The organism is Marisediminitalea oceani (assembly GCF_003731635.1).
GTDB lineage: Bacteria > Pseudomonadota > Gammaproteobacteria > Enterobacterales > Alteromonadaceae > Alteromonas > Alteromonas oceani.
This window is the reverse complement of record NZ_RCUA01000021.1, coordinates 138000-161003: the sequence shown is the minus strand read 5'-3', so window position 1 is coordinate 161003 and position 23004 is coordinate 138000. Positions and strand designations below refer to the sequence as shown.

The 23004-nt window shown below is 48.8% G+C and carries 20 protein-coding genes; 10 read left to right on the top strand and 10 right to left on the bottom strand.

The window, feature by feature from the left end; translation table 11 throughout:
• Nucleotides 1–94: 94 nt before the first annotated feature.
• Nucleotides 95–1423, top strand: a complete 1329-nt coding sequence (locus tag D9T21_RS08565; protein ID WP_105934698.1) for an IS4 family transposase — start codon at nucleotides 95–97, stop codon at nucleotides 1421–1423.
• A 46-nt stretch (nucleotides 1424–1469) separates the two neighbouring features.
• Here the strand turns inward: D9T21_RS08565 and clpB are convergent, their stop codons facing one another.
• From clpB to rluD, 4 genes are all read right to left on the bottom strand, one after another.
• Nucleotides 1470–4040 (bottom strand): ATP-dependent chaperone ClpB, encoded by a 2571-nt coding sequence (gene clpB, locus D9T21_RS08560; RefSeq protein ID WP_105934697.1) that lies wholly within the window; start codon nucleotides 4038–4040, stop codon nucleotides 1470–1472.
• Nucleotides 4041–4255: 215 nt separating this feature from the next.
• Nucleotides 4256–5866, bottom strand: coding sequence for a M28 family metallopeptidase (locus tag D9T21_RS08555; protein ID WP_123324587.1), 1611 nt, complete (start codon nucleotides 5864–5866; stop codon nucleotides 4256–4258).
• Nucleotides 5867–5953: 87 nt separating this feature from the next.
• The gene (gene pgeF, locus D9T21_RS08550; protein WP_123324586.1) at nucleotides 5954–6685 is read right to left on the bottom strand and encodes a peptidoglycan editing factor PgeF; all 732 of its coding nucleotides are present in this window, start codon (nucleotides 6683–6685) and stop codon (nucleotides 5954–5956) included.
• Nucleotides 6675–7658: a 23S rRNA pseudouridine(1911/1915/1917) synthase RluD gene (gene rluD, locus D9T21_RS08545; protein WP_123324585.1), complete on the bottom strand. Its 984-nt coding sequence runs from the start codon at nucleotides 7656–7658 to the stop codon at nucleotides 6675–6677. The genes pgeF and rluD overlap by 11 nt, the downstream gene beginning before the upstream one ends.
• 171 nt (nucleotides 7659–7829) lie before the next feature.
• Here rluD and D9T21_RS08540 point away from each other — a divergent pair, with 171 nt between their 5' ends.
• Entirely contained in the window at nucleotides 7830–8594 is a 765-nt protein-coding gene (locus tag D9T21_RS08540; protein WP_105935659.1) for an outer membrane protein assembly factor BamD, read from the top strand.
• An 88-nt stretch (nucleotides 8595–8682) separates the two neighbouring features.
• Here D9T21_RS08540 and D9T21_RS08535 read toward each other — a convergent pair whose 3' ends face one another.
• The 4 genes from D9T21_RS08535 to D9T21_RS08520 form a co-directional block, all read right to left on the bottom strand.
• On the bottom strand, nucleotides 8683–11103 hold the full coding sequence (locus D9T21_RS08535) for a putative bifunctional diguanylate cyclase/phosphodiesterase (protein WP_123324584.1): 2421 nt from the start codon (nucleotides 11101–11103) through the stop codon (nucleotides 8683–8685).
• A gap of 174 nt (nucleotides 11104–11277) precedes the next feature.
• Nucleotides 11278–11973, bottom strand: a complete 696-nt coding sequence (locus tag D9T21_RS08530; protein WP_123324583.1) for a ChrR family anti-sigma-E factor — start codon at nucleotides 11971–11973, stop codon at nucleotides 11278–11280.
• Entirely contained in the window at nucleotides 11966–12577 is a 612-nt protein-coding gene (locus D9T21_RS08525) for a sigma-70 family RNA polymerase sigma factor (RefSeq protein WP_123324599.1), read from the bottom strand. The genes D9T21_RS08530 and D9T21_RS08525 overlap by 8 nt, the downstream gene beginning before the upstream one ends.
• 70 nt (nucleotides 12578–12647) lie before the next feature.
• Nucleotides 12648–13223, bottom strand: a complete 576-nt coding sequence (locus D9T21_RS08520; RefSeq protein ID WP_123324582.1) for an LON peptidase substrate-binding domain-containing protein — start codon at nucleotides 13221–13223, stop codon at nucleotides 12648–12650.
• Between the two features lie 184 nt (nucleotides 13224–13407).
• On the opposite strand from D9T21_RS08520, the gene D9T21_RS08515 reads away from it, so the two are divergent.
• From D9T21_RS08515 to D9T21_RS08495, 5 genes are read left to right on the top strand one after another with little or no spacing between them, the layout of a single operon-like run.
• A complete protein-coding gene (locus tag D9T21_RS08515; protein ID WP_123324581.1) occupies nucleotides 13408–13842 on the top strand; it encodes a nuclear transport factor 2 family protein in 435 nt (144 codons plus the stop codon).
• Entirely contained in the window at nucleotides 13839–14549 is a 711-nt protein-coding gene (locus tag D9T21_RS08510) for an SDR family NAD(P)-dependent oxidoreductase (protein ID WP_123324580.1), read from the top strand. The genes D9T21_RS08515 and D9T21_RS08510 overlap by 4 nt, the downstream gene beginning before the upstream one ends.
• Before the next feature lie 20 nt (nucleotides 14550–14569).
• Nucleotides 14570–15832, top strand: coding sequence for an NAD(P)/FAD-dependent oxidoreductase (locus tag D9T21_RS08505; protein ID WP_123324598.1), 1263 nt, complete (start codon nucleotides 14570–14572; stop codon nucleotides 15830–15832).
• The gene (locus tag D9T21_RS08500; RefSeq protein ID WP_123324579.1) at nucleotides 15832–16569 is read left to right on the top strand and encodes a DUF1365 domain-containing protein; all 738 of its coding nucleotides are present in this window, start codon (nucleotides 15832–15834) and stop codon (nucleotides 16567–16569) included. Before D9T21_RS08505 ends, D9T21_RS08500 begins: the two co-directional genes overlap by 1 nt.
• A gap of 3 nt (nucleotides 16570–16572) precedes the next feature.
• On the top strand, nucleotides 16573–17826 hold the full coding sequence (locus tag D9T21_RS08495; protein WP_123324578.1) for an SAM-dependent methyltransferase: 1254 nt from the start codon (nucleotides 16573–16575) through the stop codon (nucleotides 17824–17826).
• Nucleotides 17827–17853: 27 nt separating this feature from the next.
• Here the strand turns inward: D9T21_RS08495 and D9T21_RS08490 are convergent, their stop codons facing one another.
• Together D9T21_RS08490 and pomA are read right to left on the bottom strand one after the other, a co-directional pair.
• Nucleotides 17854–18792, bottom strand: coding sequence for a flagellar motor protein MotB (locus D9T21_RS08490; protein ID WP_105935650.1), 939 nt, complete (start codon nucleotides 18790–18792; stop codon nucleotides 17854–17856).
• Between the two features lie 5 nt (nucleotides 18793–18797).
• Nucleotides 18798–19559 carry a flagellar motor protein PomA gene (gene pomA / locus D9T21_RS08485; protein ID WP_105935649.1) on the bottom strand — a complete coding sequence of 254 codons (762 nt, stop codon included), beginning with the start codon at nucleotides 19557–19559 and terminating at the stop codon, nucleotides 18798–18800.
• A 378-nt stretch (nucleotides 19560–19937) separates the two neighbouring features.
• Here pomA and xseB point away from each other — a divergent pair, with 378 nt between their 5' ends.
• The 3 genes from xseB to dxs are packed head-to-tail and all read left to right on the top strand — an operon-like array spanning nucleotide 19938 to nucleotide 22982.
• Nucleotides 19938–20186: an exodeoxyribonuclease VII small subunit gene (gene xseB / locus D9T21_RS08480; protein ID WP_164464622.1), complete on the top strand. Its 249-nt coding sequence runs from the start codon at nucleotides 19938–19940 to the stop codon at nucleotides 20184–20186.
• A gap of 1 nt (nucleotide 20187) precedes the next feature.
• Complete coding sequence (locus D9T21_RS08475; protein WP_123324577.1) at nucleotides 20188–21078, top strand: farnesyl diphosphate synthase; 891 nt, start codon at nucleotides 20188–20190, stop codon at nucleotides 21076–21078.
• Between the two features lie 41 nt (nucleotides 21079–21119).
• The gene (dxs, locus tag D9T21_RS08470) at nucleotides 21120–22982 is read left to right on the top strand and encodes a 1-deoxy-D-xylulose-5-phosphate synthase (protein ID WP_123324576.1); all 1863 of its coding nucleotides are present in this window, start codon (nucleotides 21120–21122) and stop codon (nucleotides 22980–22982) included.
• Nucleotides 22983–23004: the final 22 nt, after the last annotated feature.

Here is a 23004-nt window from a genome sequence, read left to right as displayed (position 1 = left end):
TAATGCCGATCAGTTAAGAAATTTATACTGATCGGTTGACCGATCTTTCTACGGGTTCACAATCCGATATCAGTCTCTGGTATCGGATTTTTTTATGTCTTTACTTACACACCTCGATGATACATTTAGTCATGCGGAAGACTTGAATGCTATCGATAAATTGAAGTCCTTCGTTGACCCTGAACTTCTCCAGCAAGCTTATGAATTATCAGGTGTAGCGACCGTCAGGCGTCGTCGATTACCTCTGGATTCGGTCGTTTTTACCATTGTTGGTATGAGTCTTTTCCGTAACGATCCTGTCTGGGACATTGCGAATAAACTCGATGTTTCGCTACCGGGCAAAAACCGTTTTGTTGCGCCTAGTGCGCTAGTACAAGCCCGCCAACGACTGGGGGAAGATGCCGTCGGACACACTTTTAAACTGATGGCACAGCGGGCATTTGGCGAGTACGCTTTTGAGCAGTGGTGTGGTTTAAATGTACTGGCGGTTGATGGCGTGATGTTTCGTGCTCAGGATACCGCTGAGAATCTTGATGCATTTGGTTGCGACCGGAATGCCAGGGGGGATAATCCGTACCCGCAGGTACGCATGTGCAGTCTGATGGAAACGTCCAGTCACCTTCTTCTGGCCAGTGAATTTGACAGCCGGAATGTGGGAGAGATGTCTCTCGCAGAGCGGCTTATCCCTTCGGTTCCTGATCACTCTCTGACCCTGTTCGACAGAGGCTATTACTCGCTAGGGCTACTGTACTTGTGGATGACTAAAGGGGTTAACACGCACTGGATGCTTCCCGCCCGTAAAGATTTACAGTACACAGTGAAACATCAACTAAGCGAACATGATGCTTTAGTGACCCTTGAGACATCGCCTCAGGCACGAAAGAAGTTTGATGGTTTACCTGAAACTATTGAAGCGAGACTTACCCGCTACGAAGTCGACGGGAAGACCTATCGCGTACTTAGTTCAATGGTTGATGCGATGCAGTTTCCCTATGCAGAAGTTGTTGATGTGTATGTTCAGCGCTGGGAAATAGAGTTGGGTTTCAGGGAAATGAAACAGACTCTGCATCAGGCAAAACTGACGCTTCGTAGCAAGAAGCCTGAGATGGTGCGTCAGGAACTGTGGGGGCTGTTGCTCGCCTACAACTTGATTAGGTTGATGATGCTTGATGCCGTCAAAGATATGCCGGAGCTATCACCCTCCAGGCTTAGCTTCGGACTCTGCATGAGGCATATCATCGTGTTCTTCCTGACTACTATCCCAGACACAGTGACCAAGCTGCCAGTTCACTATGAATACCTGATGGAATCGTTGAGGATGATGAGGTTACCGGACAAACGACCTGACAGGTATTATCCACGAGTGGTAAGGAAGAGACCGGCTAAGTACCCCTCAAAGAAAAATGCCAGTCAGCTTAACTGACTGGCATTAGGCAAATTTGCCGGCTTTTTTAGTTTTGTTTAGCCAATCAGATAATAACCAATCGCTCGCCATCCACATCAATACGGATAGTGGATTCAGGCAGAATAGCCCCCGATAGCAACTGTTGCGCCAACGGGTTTTCCACTTGCGTCTGGATAGCCCGCTTGAGCGGACGAGCTCCGAATACCGGATCGAACCCGGCATCAGCCAGTTTATCCATTGCTCCTGCAGACAGCTCAAGTTTATAACCTTTGTCTGCCAGCCGAGCTCGTAATGACGCCAACTGAATTTTCGCAATCGATTTAATTTGCTCTTTACCCAGCGGATGGAACACCACTATATCGTCTACCCGGTTAATGAATTCCGGCCGGAAATGCTGACCAACCACGTTCATCACCATGGATTTCATTTCTTCGTACTGATTTTCCTGATGCTTATCCTGGATAATATCGGAGCCCAGGTTAGACGTCATAATCACTACGGTATTCTTGAAATCTACAGTGCGGCCCTGACCGTCAGTTAAGCGACCGTCATCCAGCACCTGCAGCAGAATATTAAACACATCCGGATGGGCTTTCTCTACCTCATCAAGCAGGATCACAGAATAAGGCTTACGGCGAACCGCTTCGGTTAGATAACCGCCCTCTTCGTATCCTACGTAGCCCGGAGGCGCACCGACCAGGCGAGCCACGCTGTGCTTTTCCATAAATTCCGACATATCTATGCGGATCATGGCTTCTTCGGTATCAAACATAAACCCGGCCAATGATTTACACAGCTCTGTTTTACCTACCCCGGTTGGCCCTAAGAACAGGAACGAACCAATCGGACGATTCGGATCGGCAAGCCCGGCACGTGACCGGCGAATAGCATTAGATACCGCATTTACCGCTTCATGCTGACCGACCACCCGCTTATGCAGCACATCTTCCATGCGCAGTAGCTTGTCGCGTTCACCCTCGAGCATTTTAGACACCGGAATACCGGTCCAGCGTGACAGCACATCGGCAATTTCAGCATCCGTTACCCGGTTTTTCATTAACAGAGTTTCTTTGTTCTCGTTTTCCGCCGCTTTTTCCAGCTTCATCTCAAGCTCAGGAATACGGCCGTACTGCAGCTCAGACATCCGGTTTAAGTCGGATGCGCGACGGGCAATTTCTAAATCCAGCTTGGCTTGTTCAAGCTCAGACTTAATTGACTGGGTGCCCTGCATGGCTTCTTTTTCTTCTTTCCAGATTTTCTCCAGATCGGCGAATTTAATTTCTGCCTGTTCGCGCTCCAGCTCGATCATTTCAAGTCGCTTATGACTGGCATCATCGGTTTCTTTCGCCAGCGCCTGCTCTTCCAGCTTGAGCTGGATGATACGACGCTCCAGTCGATCCATTTCTTCGGGTTTTGAATCAATCTGTAAACGAATACTCGAGGCCGCCTCATCAATCAGATCGATAGCCTTATCGGGTAACTGCCGGTCGCTGATGTAACGATGCGACAAGGTTGCCGCCGCCACAATGGCTGGATCGGTAATATCTACCGAATGGTGCAGTTCGTAACGTTCTTTTAAGCCCCGCAGTATTGCGATAGTGTCCTCTACACTGGGTTCATTCACCAGTACCTTCTGGAAACGGCGTTCCAGCGCTGCATCTTTCTCGATATACTGGCGATATTCATCCAGGGTAGTCGCGCCCACGCAATGCAGCTCACCACGGGCAAGTGCCGGTTTGAGCATATTGCCAGCGTCCATAGCCCCGTCTGATTTTCCGGCCCCAACCATGGTGTGTAATTCATCAATAAACAGAATTACCCGACCTTCTTCCTTAGCAAGCTCATTGAGTACGGCTTTAAGGCGCTCTTCAAATTCGCCACGATATTTAGCTCCTGCCACCAGCGCGCCCATATCCAACGACAATACCCGCTTGTCTTTTAAGCCTTCAGGCACTTCGCCATTGATAATGCGTTGGGCGAGTCCTTCAACAATTGCGGTTTTACCCACACCAGGTTCACCGATTAATACCGGGTTGTTTTTAGTGCGGCGCTGCAAAACCTGAACGGTGCGGCGAATTTCATCGTCACGACCGATCACAGGATCCAACTTACCCTGCTCTGCACGTTCAGTGAGATCGGTGGTGTACTTCTCTAATGCCTGACGTACGTCTTCGGCGTTAGGATCGGTGACCTTCTGTCCGCCGCGCATATCATCAATGGCTTTTTCAATAGCTTCTTTGGTAACACCCAGTTCGCGGAAAATATCGCCTAAACGGCCTTTATCCTGAATACCCGCCAACACGAATATTTCAGATGTGATGTAGTCATCTTTGCGCTGCTGGGCGATCTTGTCACACAGGTTGAGTAATACAACGCTGTCTTTGCCTAGCTGTACTTCACCGCCAATACCTTCTACCCGTGGCAGTCTTTCAATAGCCTGGGAAAGTGCGGAGCGTAGCGCATTTACATTTACGCCAGCCTGATCCAGCATGGAACGAACGGTGCCGCCCTGCTGATTTAACAATGCTGTCATCAAATGCACGGGCTCGATAAACTGATGATCTCTGCCCAAAGCAAGAGACTGCGCATCTGAGATCGCAATCTGGAACTTGCTGGTAAATCTATCTAAACGCATGGAAACCTCTTTTAACCGTGCTAATAACCTTGCTCTCTTTATGGGTATGAATAAATCCGGATTCAAGTAACCTGTACAAAAATTATGCGCAAATAAATACATAATTTGCGTCAGGTCAGGTATCTGGCTGATGTTAAGTATGGCTGATTTTGGGCGGGTTTAAAGGCAGAATAAAAAGCCGCCTGCGAATGCAGACGGCCAGCAGAAACAAATAGTTAGTCTTTCCCCAGGGTAGAAAAGAAACTATCGCTGTTCCAGGCAGGACGTTCAGGCGCGTTGGCCAAATCCCGGGCAATGGCGTAATTGATTTCAACAAATTGCGCGGCCCACTCGTAATCAATCGGTAAATTTAAATCATCCGAAGGCATGTGATAATGCTTAGCCAGGAAGGTTTGTGGCGATACGGCAAGGGCATCTTTTACTTCAGTCGCAAGACTCGGCACTAAGAAAACAGCCGGTACCCCCTGTTTAACAAAACTATACTGGTCGCTGCGAACAAATATGGCCTGCTCAGGCATCGGATCTTCAATCAGCTTCATTTCATTTTTCAGCAAGGTACTGCTAACCGTATCTTCCAGTGAGCTATGGGTAGCGCCAAAGGCAATAATCTCGTTAGTACGGTAAGTCAGGATAGGCATATCCAGATTCACATTGGCAACAATGTTATCAATGGGCACAGTAGGATAAGTAGCGTAGTATTCTGAGCCTAACAAGCCCTTCTCTTCACCGGTCACAAAAGCAAAGATTACCGAACGTTTGGGCTTTTCTTTGGCATGATGAAATTCGTGAGCGATTTCAAGCAGGGTGGATACTCCACTGGCATTATCCATCGCACCATTGTTAATGTTGTCTTTTAACACCGAGTTTTTACTCACACCAATGTGGTCTGAGTGCGCGCTTAAAATAATAAATTCATTTTTAAGCTCGGGATCAGAGCCCTCAAATACGCCAACAACATTGGGGCTAGTGGTTTCACTGTGTACCGATTTCTTTTCCAGGGTGGCGGTCAGCCCCATTGGCCGTGGTGTCAGCGACTCATTATTTTCGATTTTCTCAAAAATCTCTTCCAGGTCGATGCCGGCCATCTCAAACAGGGTTTTACCTGCTTCCAGACTAAGGGTCGCGCCGCCTTTTAGTTCCGGGTAACCGTTGTTAACCTCACCTTCTTTAGTTAACCAGCGAGTGGACGGTGTTTTTACATATAACTTGCGCTTCTCGAAGGGTGACACTTTCTCAGAGGTCGGCGTACTTACCACTATGGTGCCGATAGCACCGCTTTTTACCAGACTGTCGGCAATCAAACGGCGAAAGTGCGAACCTTCCTCACTGGGGAAATCATGGGGTCTGTCAGACAAAATCACCGCTATCTTGCCTTTTAAGTCGATATTTTCGTAATCGCTATAATTCAGGTACGGCGCATCAATACCAAACCCGGCAAAAACCAGCTCGCCGGACACACTGGATGTTTCGTTGTTGATGTCGGCGCTCATGAGCATATTTTGCATAAACTCAAATTCAACGGAATCATCGCCGTCTGAGACCACCATTTTAGGCGATGACATATCCAGGGTCGCCTGTTTAAATGGCACTATCTGATAATAACTGCCTTCTTCACCGGCGGGTGCAACGCCCATCTTTTGCAACTCACTGGCAATATACAGCGACGCAAAGTCGTGCCCGATACTACCGGTATCGCGACCGGCCAGCAGATCGTCGGCCAGCAACATCATATGGCCTTTAAAGCGTTCAGGTGAAGCCGCGTTTACGGCACTGGCGCATAGCAATGATGCGGTTACGCCAACCAAACATGAGATAATTTTTTTCAACTGTCGTCTCCTTAACTTTTTTATTGTTTATGTACTGTTACATGCTTCATAGTAGGAGATAGGCAAAAAGGTGTACAGCAAATACCGCTATACGCCACGAAGTCCTATTACACTAACCATTCTGCCAGTTTGCTGCTGTTGTTGATGGGTCGCCTGACGGTGCGAAAAGAATCGCTCATCGGCATAGGTACAAAGCGCGGACGGCGTGATGTGCTGTAAGCCGAGTGAGGCCAACTGACTGTGCGCTATCATTGGCAGATCGAGCAGATATTTATCGACATTATCAGAGCGAATGATAGCTCCCGGATACTGACTGAAATGACGGGCCACCTGCTCAGACACTTCATAACAAGCTTGTGAAATGGCCGGTCCTATCCAGGCTAGCAACGTATTGGCCGGCGATTGCATCGCAGCAATGGTGTGCTCGATCACATTAAGGTGCAATCCTTTCCAGCCCGCATGAATGGCGGCCACTTCGGAGCCATGCTGATTACAAAGAAGTACCGGCACACAATCCGCTGTCATCACAGCACAAAAATGTCCGGCGGAACGACTCACCGCTGCATCAGCTTCTGTTTGTGTCGTGGGTAATTTCACTACCCGATGGCCGTGCACCTGATTTAACCAGTGCAATTTTTCATGATGAGGGAGCAATCTGCGGTTGCGGCTGACTTGCTCAGTACAGTCGCCCACATGATCGCCAACATTCAGGCTGGCGTAATTGCCATCACTACAGCCGCCATGGCGGGTGGTGGTGTAAGCCACCACATTTGCCGGCGCCTGCCAGTTTGGCAAAATCAGCGGAATATCAGAGCTCATCCAGTCCAAATTGCTTCGTATCTTCGCGGGTACTTTCAATCAGGCTGACCATATCCTCTGGTAGCGGTGCCTGCCAGGTCATCCACTCATCAGTTTCCGGATGGTACAAAGATAACTGAGCGGCGTGCAGCGCCTGACGTTTGAAATTTCTCAGCGTATCGGCAAACTCTTCGCTGGCCCCTTTGGGTAAACGCCAGCGGCCACCGTACACCGGATCGCCGACCAGGGGATGTTTGATATAAGCCATATGAACGCGGATCTGGTGCGTCCGGCCAGTTTCCAGTTTCAAACGCAGATGAGTATGAGCGCGAAATTTTTCGATAACCCGATAGTGTGTTACCGCGGGTTTACCGAACTCGCGGACTGCCATATGCGTGCGCTTGGTGGCATGACGACCAATTGGCGCGTCCACGATACCTCCGGCAATCATGGTGCCAAAGGCCAGGGCTTCGTACTCACGGCTCATCACTCTTGACTGTAATTGTTCCACCAGGTGAGTTTGCGCAGGTAAGGTTTTGGCAACTATCATCAGGCCGGTAGTGTCTTTATCGAGACGATGAACAATCCCGGCTCTGGGTACTTTATCAATTCCAGGTACATGAGCCAGCAGTGCATTAAGCAGTGTGCCGTCCTGATTACCGGCACCAGGATGTACCACCAGATCGGCTGGTTTATTGATTACCAGGATGCTGTCATCCTCGTAAACGATGTCCAGCTCTATTTTTTGCGGCGCATTGGCAACCTGTTGGGTAATCTCGGCTTCAATCTCGATTGACTCATCACCGGTCATTTTTTGACGCGGGACTTTGCACACTTCGCCATTTACCGTTACATTACCTGCCAAAATCCATTCTTTTAACTTTGAACGGGAATAATCAGGGAACAAATCTGCAATTACCTGATCTAACCTCAATCCAAAGTGTTGGAATTCGGTTTGCGCTGCTAATGAAATCTGTGAACTTTGTTGTACCATAACCGCCTAAAGAGAGAACACAAAAGGCAGATTATAACAGGTTTGGCAGCTGTGGCTGTTTTCTTTTGGAGTTTATGTGGTGTTTGCGTTTAAGAGTACGTTAAAATGCCAGACAGATAACTGTTTTACCCTTGCAGTAAAATTAATTGTGTACCAGGAACCAGTAGTACTATGAAAATAAACCGTTGCATTGCCCCCCTGCTAATTAGCGTTTTGTTAGCCGTGACAGGGTGTTCATCCTCAAGCAAAGAAGATCAGGTGATGAATGCAAACCTGGGTGCGCAGGCACTTTACGACAAAGCGCGTCAGAGCATGGCGAATGGCAACTTTGCCGCTGCAGCCGACTCACTGAGTGCGCTGGACTCCCGCTTTCCATTCGGTCCGCTATCTCACCAGGTGCAGCTTGATCTGGTTTACAGCTATTATAAATCCGGCAAAATTGACCAGACACTGGCCACTATCGACCGTTTTATTCGCTTAAACCCTAACCATGCTGATGTGGATTATGCGTTTTATATGCGCGGCCTGACTAACATGGAAGCCGACAACAATTTGTTTCAGGAGTTAGTTGGTATTGATACCACTGACCGCGATCCGAGCAAATCCAAGCAGGCTTTTGAGGATTTCAGACGTTTAATTCAGCAATACCCAGATAGTAAATATGCTGCCGACGCCCGCCAGCGTATGGTGTTTATTAAAAACCGTCTGGCCAGCTACGAAATCTCTATCGCTCGCTTCTATATGCGCCGTGAAGCTTTCATTGCAGCTGCTAACCGTGGCCGTTATGTACTGGAGTATTACCCTGATTCAGATCAGGTGCAGCAGGCACTGGAAATTATGGTGTCTTGCTATGACCAGTTAGAACTGACTGAGTTACGTGATAACGCCATGAAAACGCTGAAACTAAACTTTCCGGACAGCGAATTTATCAGCTAATTATCGTTATTATTAGCAATCAAAAAGCAGCTTTTAAGCTGCTTTTTTTGTGTGTATGAAACCAATTTTTACCAGATTTGCCGGCAGATCAGGTTTTAACGAACTCGACAAACTCAGTCAGCGGCAGCGGCTTACTGTACAGGTATCCCTGGGCTAACTCACAGTTCTCCTTCTCCAGAAAGGCGTGCTGCTCAGAGCTCTCAACGCCTTCGGCGACCACCTGGCAATTCATGTCCCGGGCGATAGAAATGATACTGCGGGTAAGGTTAATGCTCGAGCCATCCTCAGGAACATTCGCGATAAAGCTGCGATCTATCTTTAAAGTATCGATTGGTAGTCGATTTAAGTAGGATAATGAGGAATAACCGGTGCCAAAATCGTCCAGCGCCAGGGTAAACCCCGCCTCCTTCAAACTCACCAGGGTATTTATATCCACGTCAATCAGGGCTGTTTCGGTTAACTCAATTTCAAAGCGATCGGCGGCTAAGTTAAACTCAGTTAATACTCTGCGCAGGGATTTGTGCAGATTTTCATCGGCTAACTCGCCCGCTGAGATATTCACCGCCAAGCGGAACGATTCAGGCACAAACGGACTTATGCGGGTAAAGGCATCACAGGCTTTTACCAGAATGCAATGGGTTAAACGGCTCATAAGCCCGGCCTGTTCGGCCAGCGGAATAAAGACATCCGGCGCAATACGCTCGTTGTCAGCGGTTGTCCAGCGCGCCAGCACTTCCGCCCCCTCAACCTCGCCGCTGACCAGATTAACCTTGGGTTGTAAATGCACGTCGATCTGTCGGTTATCAATCGCTTCTCTGAGCATGCTCTCCAGCGTCAGCGATGAGCGCCGTGTTTCAGTCATGGATTCCTGATAAGCCTTTACAGTGCCTTTACCGATCCCTTTAGCCCAGTACAAAGCAGTATCGGCTTGTTGATAAAGCTCGGTAAGGGTGCCAGCAAAGGTCGGAAACAGACTAATGCCAATACAGCAATCCACATAAATCGGTACAGAGGAGTCAATATCGCTCGGATAGCTTACCTGCAGCCGCATGGCATTGGCCAGTTGGAGGGCTTCCCCAACATTACTGATATCTTCACAGTAAACCGAGAATTCATCCCCGCCGATGCGAAACAGCCTGGCACCCGCTGGCAGTACCTGAGAAAGTCGGCGGCCAACCTGCATCAGCAACTTATCCCCCTTAAAGTGACCAAGACTGTCATTCACCTGCTTGAAGTTATCCAGATCAATTAGTAACAGCGCAGCCTGGCGGAAGTCTGAAGGCTCATTTTGGGTAGACTCTGCCAGCAGCCGCTGCAGCGCCCGTCGATTAGGCAAACCGGTCAGTACGTCATGGTGAGCCATGTGCCGCAATTCCTCACGAACATCAACAAGTTCGGAGATATCCGTTAGCGAAGCCGTGTAATTACTCGCTTGTTGATAACGGTCCACTACGGTTACCAGTGTAAGTAAACCAAAATGCTGCTTGTTACCAATATTCCAGGTCACCTCAGCCGACCAGGATTTACTTTCCAGAAGTTTTGTCCGGACCTCGGGAAGACTGACCGGCGTTGAGAACAAATCAAACAACGGTTTATGAATTAACCCGCCGGCACGCGTGGCAGCAAAAAGGTGTTCCAGTGCCGGATTTGTCGACACCACCTGAAATTCACTGTCGAGTACCGCCATCCCCTCGCGACTGTGCTCAACGACAGTCCGGGCCTGTAACAGTTGCTGTTCATTTTGCTCAAGCTTCCGCACGATATTGGCCGAGCTGGATAACAGCATCCGCCAGTCAAGCAAGGGATCGTTCAGGGCTTTTTCCATGCGGCTTTTGTTGGTTAACATAAACAAAAACAGATAGCTGCCGAAGGTATCGGCAATGATGGCTTTACCGCTTAAATTACCAATAATCAGGCCAAACACCTCACTGGATACCCCCATTGCCAACACCGGAAACAGCACACCATCCATTAAAATGACACAGACAAAGCCCAGACTAAAAGCCAGGCTGAACAGGAAGTGATTGGTCAGAATTCTTTTTAAGCGGTCGAAAACAAAAACCAGAAAATACAGTTCAGCAATAATGAGCAACGCGCCAAGCACAATTAATGGTAGCGATACTTCAAATAACCCTGCGGGGACGTTGAGTGGATTGAGCACTTCAGGCGCGTTGAGGGTTTCGGCTACGCTGGCAAATAGCAACACTTTAAAAATGGAGACCATTACCACCAGGCGCATGATGTTTTGCAAAATAAAGGGGTCGTTCTCTATAAACGCCATCATGATGCAGGCCATCATAAAGCCGCCGTAGGCAATAGTGCCACCGGATAAACTGATATCACCGGGTAGCAGTACGGAATAAACCGCGCCAAGGAATCCCCCCATGATAAGCACCAGACTGACATAAATATAAAGTGATACCCGCCGGGTCTGCGGATTTCTCTCAAATGTCAGGAGCAACGGGAACAGGCAATAAATACCAACCTGAACTAACAGCGGTGCAAGCATTCAGATGCCACGTAATTTACTTATCATGACAAATAGAATACCAATGAACCACAACAAGCACCACTGAGGATTGCTAAAGCTTAAAGCTAGTTACCCGACGGGGTTGATTCAGAACAATAGAAGAAAGGGAAGTTTGCAGAGCGCAAACAAAAACAGGCCTTTCGGCCTGCCTGATTATCTGAAAAACAGATGACTAAACGGATTAAGTAGCCGGGCAATCCCCGACGTAAAGTGTAGCGGTTGATCCACAATACTGAACACTAGGCACCCTTCTGCGGCTTCTGATGCAGGAGCATGAGTGTGCTCGCCATTCAGATAAATAAAATCACCTGAATCGTAATCGTTCATTCCGTCAGAGAACTCGCCATTGATGACCAGCGTCATCTCTGAGCCGCGATGAGTATGCTCAGGAACGGAGCCACCTTTTTCCATATAAATGAAATTAGCCACACCGTCGTAACCCATATCCACCGGCGCTTGCCAGAGTTTACCGACCAGCGATGACCAATTGCCTTTTTTCTGAATCAAACGATGCAGGGTTTTCGGCAATTCGAACGTTTTGCCATCCAACTCAATTGATGTGCTCTGCGCATCTATCCCAGATGATTTCCTGAGCGAAACATCAGGCGCCTCAGCTGCAGGCTGTTGCGTAATATTGGCCAGCATCAAGTCAAACTGAGGATCGTAGCTTTCCACTACATTCTCAAGTTCTAAATGGTCCATAGCAAACTCAGCCGTTTTTTCATCGACCAGTTCCTGGCAGTATTTACACATATCACAGTGGGCAGACACCATCAAAGACTCTGCTGGTGCCAGGGTTCCCGTCACAAACTGCTCAATGAGATCAGGGGTTGGGTGGAACTTAATCATAATCGCTTATCATACCTTTGAGACGCTGCAACGCAAGCCGGGTTCTTGACTTAACCGTACCAAGAGGGATATCCAATTCGTCAGCAATTTCCTGCTGTGACTTCCCGTCTATGTAAATCGCCTCTAATACAACTTTCTGTTTCTCAGGCAAATCTTCAAATAAGTGCCCGATTTGCTCTAACGTCACCTGATCATCGAGTGCTTTTTCGTTCGCATCAGGTGTTTGCTCACAAAGAACCGGCCATAAATCATCGGCGCAGATATCTTCTTTGCGATTTTGCACTTTACGAAGCATATCAAAGCGGATATTTCTGGCAATGGTAAATATCCAGGTAGAAGGAGAGCCTTTTTCGGCATTGAAGAGGTGCGCTTTTTGCCACACGTTTGACATGGTGTCCTGCACCAGTTCCATGGCCAACGCTTCATTACCAAGCTGCTTAAGAGCGTATGAGCGAAGTCTGGGTGCAAAAAAACCGAAGACTCTGGCGAAAGACGCCTTGCATCTGTCCTGGGCTACCTTCACGAGGTAGTCAGACATTTCTACTGCACATTCTTTCGGTTCTACAGCGCTGTTTTCGTGTTCCAATGGTATTCCAACAAGCATAGTTTTCGGTCCGATTTGTTCCATATGTGCTAATGCATACGCAACAAAAGATGATCTGGATCAAAAATTTTTACCGCACCAAATCATTTATATAGTTTAGCACCTTATCGCAGTTTTGTTCGCTTAAAAACGCCTGCTTATTAGCTGCATCAACCGGCAGTAGTTCAAGCCAGCGGTAGATTACCCATAACGGTTCCGAAAACTTAAGCTCCGGATATAACCGGGCAATCTCGGGATATTTATCATAAATGATTTGCAGCTTATCGCGCAGGGGCTCTATTACGCCGTCGTCAATTTCCGCCGTCCAGTCTGTAATTCGCTCCACAGCCCCGGTGCGCAAGCCATCATCTTCGGTAGCAATGGAATTTACCCGTACGCAATACTGGCCTTCAACCTTGATGCCCAACAGGCCGTCTTCAAGCAAATCGAAGTCGATGATCTTACACAGGGTGCCGATAGGGAAAATATGTTCATTTTTACTCAAGTCGCCACGGGAATTGAGCATACACAACACAAAACATCCATCACCGGCACAGGCTTCCTTAACCATCCGAACATAGCGGGGTTCAAAAATCCGCAGCGCCATGTGGCCACCCGGCAACAAGTGAGCAGATAACGGAAACAAGGGCAAAACGACATCTTGCATAATTAGTATCTTTGTCAAAGTGGTTAACGGATTCACTGTCACATACGCCGGGGTTTCTGTTTTGGATCTTAAAAGCGCAAAGAGATTGCTGCAGCGGTGAAAATAAATAGGTAAATGATGATCTAAGGCTTCCCTATGTCGGTATTATCAAGCATAAACCCCAGTTATTACGGATTTTTTTGCAGTGACTTTTGAGGAACGCTTCAGACAGCTCTATGCTGATCTCGCGAAGATCAATATCGACGACCTTAGCCAGGTTTACCACCAGGACATAGAGTTTGTCGATCCGGTAACAACTCACCGAGGTATTGAGGCGGTAAAGGGTTATTTCGCAAATCTGCTGGAATCTGTCGATTCCTGTCAGTTCAAGATTCATTCTCTCCTTAACACGGGCGACTCCAGGCAAGATGTGTATAGCCATGTCGTTGAATGGACCATGTTACTGCAGCTAAAAAACAAACCAGGCACTATTTCGGTGGATGGCGTTTCGATGCTTAAAGTCCGTGATGACAAAATTCACTACCACCGCGACTATTATGACCTGGGTGAAATGGTTTACGAACATGTGCCCGTTCTCAGGTCTGTCATCGGTTTTATCAAAAAGAAGCTCGACTCATGAAAACGATTCTAATTACCGGCGCAACCTCCGGCATTGGCGAGGCTTTAGCAAACCATGCAGCTTCGCGTGGTTATCAGGTGATTGCCTGTGGCCGCAATCAGGAAAAGCTCGACAAGCTTGCAAAGCACCAGAATATTCAGCCTCTGCAATTTGATGTCACCGACGAGCAAGCTACCCAGTCGGCGCTAGCCGATGTGCGCTTTGACATTGCAGTACTTAACGCCGGCACCTGTGAATATGTGGATTTACCGGTCTTTAAGCCGGATATGTTCAGGCGCGTATTGGAAGTGAATTTCTTTGGCATTATTAATTGCGTCAGTGCACTGTTGCCAAATTGTCAGGCGGGCAATCAACTGGTCATTATTGATTCCATGGCAAGATTGTTTCCTTTTACCCGTAGCCAGGCATATGGCGCCAGCAAGGCTGCGGTTCATTATTTTACCCAAAGTATGAAAATCGACCTAAAATCGAAGGGGGTTATCGTTCAGTCGGTATCGCCGGGTTTTGTCGAAACCCCGTTAACCGATAAAAATGATTTTGAAATGCCAATGAAGATTACCGCGCAGGAAGCGGCTGAATCCTTATTAAAAGGCATTATCAAACAACAGAGCAATATATACTTTCCAACCGTGTTCGGGCTTATACTCAGAACGTTGTACCGCTTACCTGGCAGGCTCCAGGTGTGGCTTTCATCAAAATTACAATAAAAAACCTTGCGGATTTTCACATGAAAAAGAATATTGCCATCATTGGCTCAGGCATTTCAGGATTAACCTGTGCTCACCTGTTGCACCAACAGCACAACATTACTTTGTATGAAGCCAATGATTATATTGGTGGCCATACCGCCACCAAAGACGTTACGGTAAACGGGCAGTCCCGGGCTATCGATACCGGTTTTATTGTATTTAACGACTGGACCTACCCCAATTTTATTAAATTACTCACCAGACTTGGCGTGGAATACCAGCCTACCGAAATGAGCTTTTCGGTTCGCCATGAAGGCACTAACATTGAATACAACGGGCATAACCTGAACACCCTGTTTGCCCAACGGCGCAATCTGTTCCGGCCCCGGTTCTGGAAAATCGTAAAAGATATCGTGCGCTTTAATAATCTGTGCAAAGAGACCATTGAGCAGGAGCAGGATACCAGTTCACAAACGCTGTCGTCATTTATCAGGGAACACGGGTTTAGCGAAGAATTTAGCGAACATTATATCTACCCGATGTGCGCAGCCATCTGGTCAGCCAGTCTGGAGCAAACCAAAGCATTTCCACTAACCTTCTTTTTACAGTTTTTCAATAATCACGGGTTGCTCAATATTAATGATCGACCACAGTGGTACACCATTAAAGGCGGTTCAAAAGAATACGTAGCGCCACTGATAAAACCATTTGCTGACCGTATTCGACTGAGCACCCCGGTAAAACGGGTGGAACATAGCAATGGTGGCGTTGCTGTTACTTCGATGGACGGCCAGACAGACCAGTATGATGAAGTGATTTTTGCCTGCCATAGCGATCAGGCATTGGCGATGCTTGCTGCACCCACCGACGACCAGCAACGCATACTCGGTGCCATCGGCTATGCCGAAAACGATGTCGTGCTGCACTACGACACGAGACAACTGCCGCAACGAAAGGCGGCGTGGGCGAGCTGGAACTATCGTTTAACCGGCGACCCGCAGGAGCAACAACGCCCTGCAGCGGTCACCTATGACATGAATATACTGCAACGGTTAGATGCCGAGGAAACCTTTTGTGTAAGCCTCAATACCCAGGGGATACAAGCCAGCAAAGTACTGGGCACTTACCGCTATGCGCACCCGCAGTTCAGTCCGACAATGGTAAGCGCCCAACAGCAGCGGGAGACCATTTGCGGGGTGGATGGGGTGCACTTCTGTGGCGCTTACTGGTACAACGGTTTTCACGAAGACGGCGTGCGCTCTGCACTGGACGTTTGCGAACGGTTTGGAGCCAGCCTGTAATGGAAAGCGCGATTTGCACCGGTGTAGTGAATCATGAGCGGTTTAAGCCCACTCAGCACGCCTTTGAGTATGGCATTGCAATGATGTGGCTCAACCTTGATGAAGTCAATCACCTGGCGCACACCGTAAAGGGCTTTTCCAATACCGCAAGAGCCGCTTTCGAATTTCGCCGCAGCGACTACCTCGGTGACCCTACGCTGCCTCTCAAACAGGCGGTAATAGCCAGGATGAATGAGCTCAATAAATCCGAAGCGTCATTGATTGGCGATATTTTTCTGCTCGGTCAGGCAAGGCACTACGGGCTGTATTTCAGTCCGGTTAACTTTTATTTTTTGCGCCACAAAGTTTCCGGCCAGTTCACCCATATGCTGGCGGAGGTCAGCAATACGCCCTGGAATGAAAGACATCATTATCTGGTTGATTTAAACAAACAGGAAAATACCCCCAAAGCTTTTCACGTATCGCCGTTCAACCCGGTGGATATGGTATACAAGTGGCATATCCAGCAACCGTCTGACGCCTTCTCCGTGGGCCTGAGTTGTTATAAGGAAAACAAGCACTTCACCGCAATAATGCATTTAAAGCAAAAACCATTAAACTCAAATACAGTTAGAAACGTAATTAAATCAATACCGAATATGACACTAAGAACTGTCATCGGAATTTACTGGCAAGCGGTTAAATTATGGATAAAACGCACGCCGGTATATTCACATCCGATAAATAGTCAGGAATAACTCATGGCAAATAGTGAAACTGCGCTCGCTGCGCCCCTTACGTTTTCTTATGTTGAGCGATACAGTCGCCAAATTTTTATTAGTCTGATGCAATCTCTGCCTGAGGGGCATCTGGTGATTAAGGAAAATGGCAAACTGGTTGCTCAGTGTGGTAATCCGGCAAGTGATCTGCACGCCGAAGTCGATATGCATTGTCCAACCGTTTACAAAAAGCTGTTGCTTGGCGGTAGTGTGGCCTCTGGTGAAACGTACACCGAAGGATTATGGACCAGCCCGGAGCTGACCAATGTTATCCGTATTTTTGCCCGTAATCTGCCCACTCTCGATCGCTGGGAGTCCCGATTTAAGTGGCTCAGTTTCCCATTTGATAAACTGCAGCACCTCATGCGCCGTAATACTCATGATCAGGCCAAGAAAAACATCGCGGCCCACTACGATTTAGGCAATACCCTTTACACACACTTTCTTGATGAAAGCATGATGTATTCGTCTGCGATTTATCCGGACGTTAATGCGTCTCTTGCTGACGCCCAGTTTCACAAATTACACACCATCTGCAAAAAATTGCGTCTCACCGCCGATGACCACCTGATTGAAATTGGTACTGGCTGGGGAGGCCTTGCGGTCCATGCTGCTAAGCATTTCGGCTGTAAGGTAACCACGACAACCATTTCCGAGGAGCAATTTGCCTACGCCAATGAGTGGGTAAAACGAGAAGGCCTCGAAGACCGGATTACTCTGCTCAAAAAAGACTACCGGTTGCTGGAAGGCACTTACACCAAACTGGTTTCTATCGAAATGATTGAAGCGGTAGGCAAGCCTTATCTCAACCAGTTTTTCAACAAGTGCGCCAGCCTGCTAACCCCTGACGGCCTGATGCTATTGCAGTCGATTACCATCGATGATCGTCGCTACGACAGTTACCACAAAGGCGTGGACTTTATTCAGAAGCATATCTTCCCCGGTGGTTTCCTGCCCTCTCAGCTGGTATTAAATCAGCACATTAAGCAAGCCAGCGATCTATCTATTCGGGACATGCAGGACATTGGCCTTGACTATGCGCGTACGCTCAGAGATTGGTTTAATGCTTTTGTGGCAGCAAAAGAAAAGCTGGCTGTGCACGGCTATGACGAGCGCTTTGCCAGAATGTGGGAATACTACCTTAAATATTGCGAGGGTGGCTTCCTGGAGCGTTCCATCAGCACTGTACAATTAGTGCTGGGCAAGCCGCGTTATGTAGATGAGCTTACCCGCTAAGCGGGTAAGCTTATATTGACGTCCTGATTACTGGCCTTGCTCCAGCACTGAGATAGGTTTCGAGCGAATCGGCTCACCCTGATTAATGTTAATCTCTACCCGGCGGTTGCTGGCCAATTCTTCCGGCGTTTGCGGATCTTCAATCAGAGGCTCGTTAGACGCTTTGCCCACCACCGACATTCGCGCTTCATCAAAGCCCGGTGCAGAGCGCAGCGCCTCGGCAACGGCAACCGCACGTTGCGCAGATAAGTCCCAGTTAGAGCTGTACAGTTCATTGGAAATCTGTTGCTTATCGCTATGCCCAGACACTTCTATCTGACCCGGCATATCCGCCAGGATCTCACCAATCTGGCGGATAACCGGGCGAAATTGTGGTTGTAAAAATGCCGAACCGGCAGAGAACGAACCATTCTCACGGATGCGTATGGTGATCTGCTGGCCCAGGGATTCCATTTCAATCGAGCCATCAAGAATTTGTTTTTGTAGTTGCTGGGCAACTTTTTTCATCATCTCAGCCACCTGTTCCTGATTAGCTGCCTGCTGGGTAGAGGCCGACTGATCGGTTGAGGTTTGTTGAGATTGCCCGCCGCGCTGAGTACCACGCTGCTTCTGTCGGCCCCCGGCTGAGTCTTCGTCGCCGGCCTGAAACTCCAGCATCTGCTGGGTCATATCAATGGTTTGCTGCTGAATGGTGTCAATCGGTGTCGGGTCCGGGCGGCCCGGGCGAAACTCCATGGCAATGACACTGGTGCCTTTTGGAATGTCTTTCACTTCAATTTTGTTTTGCACACCAAAAGCAAACTTCATGGAGCCGGCTATCTGCTTAAATTTAAGCACGTCCATTTCGGAGAATGCCAGCAGCAGTACAAAGAAGCACATCAGCAGCGACATCAGGTCCGCAAAGGTCCCCATCCACGCGGGGAGACCTTCGGGGGGGCATTTGGGGCACTCTTCTTCCTGCGCCATAATCTTTACTCTTCTTCCGCCGCACCACGTTTACTGGCGGCTAGATAGTTTTTCAGGATCCCTTCAATGACCCGCGGGTTCTGACCATCGGCGATGCCGACAATCCCGTCTAGAATCAATGACTGGTTGAGTTTCTCTTCATTCAGACGGTTGCTTAGCTTAGCGGCGATTGGCAGACAGATAACGTTAGCCAGAAAGGCTCCGTACAATGTGGTTAACAAGGCAACCGCCATAGCAGGGCCGATAGCTTTGGGGTCATCCATGTTTGACAGCATGGCTACCAGACCAATGAGCGTACCAATCATACCCATGGCCGGCGCGACATCACCAAGGCCTTTAAAGATAGAAACACCAAACTCGTGGCGTTCGGTGGTCATGGAAATGTCTTTTGCCAGGGTTTCGCGCACCACGTCGATATCATGACCATCCACCAGCATATCCACCCCTTTTTGCATAAAAGGGTTAGCAATTTCAGCTTCTTCCAGCGCCAGAAAGCCCCCTTTCCGGGCGGCATCTGCCATCTCTACTACTTTCTCGATGAGATCTTCAGGCGTGTCGATTTTAAACATAAACGCCTTGCCGGCAATTTTACCTGCACCAAAAAACTGGCCAAGCGTGAACTGCGACATAACAACGAAAAGACTACCGCAAAATACGATCAGTACCGAGGGAACGTCGACAAACATGCTGAGATCCCCACCGAGGATCATGGCCATTACAATAAAGCCAATGCCGCCTAACATTCCAACCAGGGTTGCTAAATCCACTTGTTTCCCTCACTTCATCACTTATTCAGGGCGAAACTGAACACTTGGTGTTAAATATAGCTGCGAATTTTTCACAATACAGTGCTGAGTCTGACAAAGTCATTCACACCAGCGAAGTTGTTATAGCATTGAGCCGACTAAGAATACTTACCGTCACCTGACATCCTAGCACTCAATACACTGTAGTCATTCTATCGGCAGTTATTTTTTTTTCTACACTGATATCGTTATAGATTTTATAACCGGATATCACAAATCCACTGCCCGCCTCTGCCAGACAGCGCAAAACCTCGCAGACAGCGGCTAAACTATTTGACCCTCGCGCGGGCCTCGGTTAATGTGCCATCACTACGCAAAATGAGACCAGAAGAGGGATCCGTGAGCGATAAAGCCACTGCAGCCAGTCCGTCATTTGAACAAACCATCAGCGAACTGGAAACTATCGTCAATGAAATGGAACAGGGCGATTTGCCACTCCATGAAGCACTGAAAAAATTTGAACGCGGTATCGAGTTATCCCGCCTGAGCCAGAAGGCCCTGGTAGAAGCTGAGCAAAAAGTCAGAATACTCACCGAACAAAACGGCGAAGCCGCATTACAGGACTTCGCGGCAGACAACGAGGACTAACATGCAACTTGCTTCATTGCATCAGCAAATCAAGCAACGCCTTGATGCCAGCCTGCAAGACCTCATCAACGATCTGCCCGATGCCGCACCGCGCCTGAAAGAATCCATGCTGTACGCCTTAACCAACGGTGGCAAACGGATGCGTCCGTTACTGGTTCACCTGGTAGGTAATATGCTAGACATTCCGGATAACGACCAGCGGGCTATCAGTATGGCTATTGAGTGTATTCATGCCTACTCCCTGGTTCACGACGATTTACCAGCAATGGATGATGACGACCTGCGCCGGGGCAATCCAACCTGCCATATTGCGTTTGACGAAGCGACCGCTATTCTCGCCGGTGATGCTCTGCAAACCCAGGCATTCAGTATTGTTGCCGAACATCCTATGAGCGCCTTTGCCAACCATCGCCGCGCGCAACTGGTTGCAGTGCTGGCTCGCGCTGCCGGTTATTCTGGTATGTGTGGCGGCCAGGCGATTGATTTAGCCGCCACAGGTAAACAAATCACACTGGCCGAACTACAACATTTGCATCAGCTAAAAACGGGCGCACTACTTACGGCCTGTGTGGAAATGGTATGCCTGGTAACCGAACAGCTCGATAGTAACCATCAACAATTGCTGTGCCGTTTCGCTAACCGTATCGGCCTGGCATTTCAGGTTCAGGATGACATTCTGGACGTCACGGCCAGTACCGAAACGCTCGGTAAGCCGAAAGGCTCAGATGAAGCCCGGGGCAAAAATACCTTTCCTTCTCTGCTGGGATTAGACGGTGCGCGTCAGGAGTTGGCAAAATTACATCAAGAGGCGCTTCAAGCCTTGGACGGTTTGCCCTACAATACCGATTACTTAGTTGCATTTACCGATTTAATGGTGAGTCGCAGCCATTAACGGCCGCGACATACCCGCATAACGTATCAGAATAATAAATAATGACTCTAGATTTAGCGCACTATCCTACTCTTGCTCTGGCCCGTTCTCCCGAAGCTTTACGCAAGCTTCCCCAGGACAAACTGCGGACCCTGGCCGACGAACTTCGCCAGTACCTGCTTACCTGTGTTAGTCAGAGCAGTGGTCATTTTGCCTCCGGTCTTGGCACCGTTGAACTTACCGTGGCGCTGCATTACATCTATGACACGCCCTTCGACAGGTTGATCTGGGATGTGGGTCATCAGGCCTACCCGCATAAAATTCTTACCGGCCGGGCCGAACAAATGTCGACCATCCGTAAAAAAGACGGATTACACCCTTTCCCATGGCCACCGGAAAGCGAGTTCGACACCTTCGCGGTGGGTCATTCGTCTACTTCAATCAGTGCCGCACTGGGCATGGCCATCGCCGCCGACAAAGAACAACAGGGCCGCAAGGTGGTCGCCGTTATCGGTGACGGCGCAATGACTGCCGGGATGGCCTTTGAGGCTATGAACCACGCCGGCGATATCAGCAAAGATTTAGTGGTGGTACTGAACGATAATGAAATGTCGATTTCAGAGAACGTCGGCGCATTAAACAGCCACCTGGCCCGCCTGTTAACCGGCAACCTGTTTAACAGTATTCGCGACGGGGGCAAGAAACTACTGAGTAATGTGCCCCCCATCAAAGAATTTGCCAGCCGCGCTGAAGAGCATATTAAAGGCATGGTAGTACCGGGCACCATTTTTGAAGAGTTGGGCTTTAATTACATTGGACCCATTGATGGCCATGACATCAACGGCGTGGTCGACACCTTGCGAAATATGCGTAAATTTAAGGGCCCGCAACTGCTGCATGTGGTTACCCGCAAAGGTAAAGGTTACCCCGAAGCTGAAAAGGACCCGATTAAATTCCATGCCGTGCCGAAGTTCAATCCGGCTGACCAGACCCTGCCAAAAGCCAAGGCTTCCAAGCCTACGTTTTCGGCTATCTTTGGTAACTGGTTGTGCGATATGGCTAAACAGGATCCCAAGCTGATGGCCATAACGCCGGCGATGCGTGAAGGCTCAGGCATGGTTGCCTTTTCCCAACAATTCCCCGAACAGTATTTCGATGTGGCTATTGCCGAACAGCATGCAGTCACCCTGGGTGCTGGCATGGCCAAAGACGGAATGAACGCGGTAGTGGCCATCTACTCAACGTTTTTACAGCGAGCTTATGACCAACTGATCCACGACGTCGCCTTACAGAATCTGCCGGTATTATTTGCCATCGACCGTGCGGGGATTGTTGGCGCGGACGGCCCAACTCACCAGGGAGCTTTCGATATTGCTTTCCTGCGCTGTATTCCAAATATGATTGTGATGACCCCGTCGGATGAAAACGAGTGTCGGCAGATGCTTTATACCGGTCATATGGCCAATGCCCCGGCAGCGGTGAGATACCCCCGCGGAGCCGGCAAAGGCATCACCCCGGAAGAAGTCATGACAGCCCTGCCACTGGGTAAAAGCCGAACACTGCGAACCGGTAAAAAGATCGCGCTGTTAAACTTTGGTACGTTACTGCCGTTTGCCGAAGCGGCAGCCGAAGAATTGGATGCCACGCTGGTAGACATGCGTTTTGTGAAACCTTTGGATACCGACGTGCTCAACACCCTGAAAGCCGAACACGAATGCTTTGTGACACTGGAAGACGGCTGCATCATGGGCGGTGCAGGTAGCGCGGTAAGCGAGTACGTAATGCAAAACCGGTTAAAAACCGATGTGCTGATCCTTGGTCTGCCTGACAGCTTTATTCTGCAGGGCACCCAGGAGGAAATGTACGCTGAACTTGGCCTTGATAGCGCCGGTATTATTGCCCGGGTAAACGACTATCTGGCCTGATTATCCTGGCCAAATTAATCTA

Excerpts from the sequence above, each read along its gene's own strand:
- D9T21_RS08530 (WP_123324583.1), bottom strand. The coding sequence starts at position 11,973 with ATGATTAAGTTCCACCCAACCCCTGATCTCATTGAGCAGTTTGTGACG.
- D9T21_RS08525 (WP_123324599.1), bottom strand. The coding sequence starts at position 12,577 with ATGCTTGTTGGAATACCATTGGAACACGAAAACAGCGCTGTAGAACCG.
- D9T21_RS08540 (WP_105935659.1), top strand. The coding sequence starts at position 7,830 with ATGAAAATAAACCGTTGCATTGCCCCCCTGCTAATTAGCGTTTTGTTA.
- D9T21_RS08495 (WP_123324578.1), top strand. The coding sequence starts at position 16,573 with ATGGCAAATAGTGAAACTGCGCTCGCTGCGCCCCTTACGTTTTCTTAT.
- D9T21_RS08510 (WP_123324580.1), top strand. The coding sequence starts at position 13,839 with ATGAAAACGATTCTAATTACCGGCGCAACCTCCGGCATTGGCGAGGCT.
- D9T21_RS08490 (WP_105935650.1), bottom strand. The coding sequence starts at position 18,792 with ATGGCGCAGGAAGAAGAGTGCCCCAAATGCCCCCCCGAAGGTCTCCCC.
- D9T21_RS08535 (WP_123324584.1), bottom strand. The coding sequence starts at position 11,103 with ATGCTTGCACCGCTGTTAGTTCAGGTTGGTATTTATTGCCTGTTCCCG.
- rluD (WP_123324585.1), bottom strand. The coding sequence starts at position 7,658 with ATGGTACAACAAAGTTCACAGATTTCATTAGCAGCGCAAACCGAATTC.
- D9T21_RS08505 (WP_123324598.1), top strand. The coding sequence starts at position 14,570 with ATGAAAAAGAATATTGCCATCATTGGCTCAGGCATTTCAGGATTAACC.
- D9T21_RS08565 (WP_105934698.1), top strand. The coding sequence starts at position 95 with ATGTCTTTACTTACACACCTCGATGATACATTTAGTCATGCGGAAGAC.
- D9T21_RS08475 (WP_123324577.1), top strand. The coding sequence starts at position 20,188 with ATGCAACTTGCTTCATTGCATCAGCAAATCAAGCAACGCCTTGATGCC.
- pgeF (WP_123324586.1), bottom strand. The coding sequence starts at position 6,685 with ATGAGCTCTGATATTCCGCTGATTTTGCCAAACTGGCAGGCGCCGGCA.
- D9T21_RS08500 (WP_123324579.1), top strand. The coding sequence starts at position 15,832 with ATGGAAAGCGCGATTTGCACCGGTGTAGTGAATCATGAGCGGTTTAAG.
- D9T21_RS08520 (WP_123324582.1), bottom strand. The coding sequence starts at position 13,223 with ATGCAAGATGTCGTTTTGCCCTTGTTTCCGTTATCTGCTCACTTGTTG.
- dxs (WP_123324576.1), top strand. The coding sequence starts at position 21,120 with ATGACTCTAGATTTAGCGCACTATCCTACTCTTGCTCTGGCCCGTTCT.
- clpB (WP_105934697.1), bottom strand. The coding sequence starts at position 4,040 with ATGCGTTTAGATAGATTTACCAGCAAGTTCCAGATTGCGATCTCAGAT.